The 1227-nt window shown below is 47.7% G+C and carries 9 tRNA genes and 1 rRNA gene; all 10 read right to left on the bottom strand.

Features of this window, described 5'->3' with window-relative positions:
- Positions 1 to 64, bottom strand: a 16S ribosomal RNA gene (locus GJU41_RS24470); the annotation flags it as partial.
- Between the two features lie 155 nt (positions 65 to 219).
- A tRNA-Ala gene (locus GJU41_RS24465) sits at positions 220 to 295 on the bottom strand.
- Between the two features lie 16 nt (positions 296 to 311).
- Positions 312 to 388 (bottom strand) — tRNA-Pro (locus GJU41_RS24460).
- A 4-nt stretch (positions 389 to 392) separates the two neighbouring features.
- Positions 393 to 469 (bottom strand) — tRNA-Arg (locus GJU41_RS24455).
- Positions 470 to 488: 19 nt separating this feature from the next.
- A tRNA-Leu gene (locus tag GJU41_RS24450) sits at positions 489 to 577 on the bottom strand.
- A gap of 9 nt (positions 578 to 586) precedes the next feature.
- Positions 587 to 658: transfer RNA gene (locus GJU41_RS24445), tRNA-Gly, on the bottom strand.
- 9 nt (positions 659 to 667) lie between these two features.
- A tRNA-Leu gene (locus GJU41_RS24440) sits at positions 668 to 748 on the bottom strand.
- A 14-nt stretch (positions 749 to 762) separates the two neighbouring features.
- Positions 763 to 838: transfer RNA gene (locus GJU41_RS24435), tRNA-Lys, on the bottom strand.
- A 34-nt stretch (positions 839 to 872) separates the two neighbouring features.
- Positions 873 to 948 (bottom strand) — tRNA-Thr (locus tag GJU41_RS24430).
- Positions 949 to 1151: 203 nt separating this feature from the next.
- Positions 1152 to 1227 (bottom strand) — tRNA-Val (locus GJU41_RS24425).

The raw sequence follows: 1227 nt of genomic DNA, 5'->3' as shown, positions 1-1227 counted from the left end.
CGACTTGCATGTATTAGGCACGCCGCCAGCGTTCGTCCTGAGCCAGGATCAAACTCTCCGAAGAAAATTTGTGACTCAATTTGTTGCTGACTTCAAAAAATTTAAAACGTTTGGTACGCTTTTGGTTTTGTTTAGTTTTCAAAGATCATTTGCTTCAAGAGCAACTTTTAAATCATATCATTGTTGAATTACTAAGTCAACAACTTTTTTAAAAGTAATTGGTGGAGCCTAGCGGGATCGAACCGCTGACCTCCTGCGTGCAAGGCAGGCGCTCTCCCAGCTGAGCTAAGGCCCCAATTAAAAAATGGAAATGGTCGGGAAGACAGGATTCGAACCTGCGACCCCTTGGTCCCAAACCAAGTGCTCTACCAAGCTGAGCTACTTCCCGTATATGGCGCGCCCGATAGGAGTCGAACCCATAACCTTTTGATCCGTAGTCAAACGCTCTATCCAATTGAGCTACGGGCGCATATATGATATGAAATAAGTGGTGCCGAGGACCGGAATCGAACCGGTACGGTAGTCACCTACCGCAGGATTTTAAGTCCTGTGCGTCTGCCAGTTCCGCCACCCCGGCGAAAGCAAGAGCGGAAGACGGGATTCGAACCCGCGACCCCCACCTTGGCAAGGTGGTGTTCTACCACTGAACTACTTCCGCAAAATATGATGCGGGTGAAGGGACTCGAACCCCCACGTCAAAGACACTAGATCCTAAGTCTAGCGCGTCTGCCAATTCCGCCACACCCGCATATTAAGGAAAAATGGTGTGCCATGAAGGACTCGAACCTTCGACCCTCTGATTAAAAGTCAGATGCTCTACCGACTGAGCTAATGGCACATATTTAAACATCTTAATTCGGTTTAAGACCGAATGGTGCCGGCAAGAGGACTTGAACCCCCAACCTACTGATTACAAGTCAGTTGCTCTACCAATTGAGCTACACCGGCATTTTAACAGTATGAAGTACAACTTTGTTTATTCACTTGATTAAGTCGTCCTGTTCTCAGGAAGCCTAGTCAAGCAGCAGCTCGATCAGTACGCTGAAGTTCATTCAGGAAGCTTATTCGGCCGTGCTCTACCAATTGAGCTACACCGGCATATAAAAGTAAGGAATGATTTTTTGCTGATTTAGGCAGCAGTAAGAAATAAATGGTGGAGGATGACGGGCTCGAACCGCCGACCCTCTGCTTGTAAGGCAGATGCTCTCCCAGCTGAGCTAATCCTCC

This window comes from Metabacillus idriensis, assembly GCF_009674765.1.
In the GTDB taxonomy this organism is placed as follows: Bacteria; Bacillota; Bacilli; order Bacillales; family Bacillaceae; genus Bacillus_P; species Bacillus_P idriensis.
This window is presented reverse-complemented; position numbering and strand designations above follow the sequence as displayed.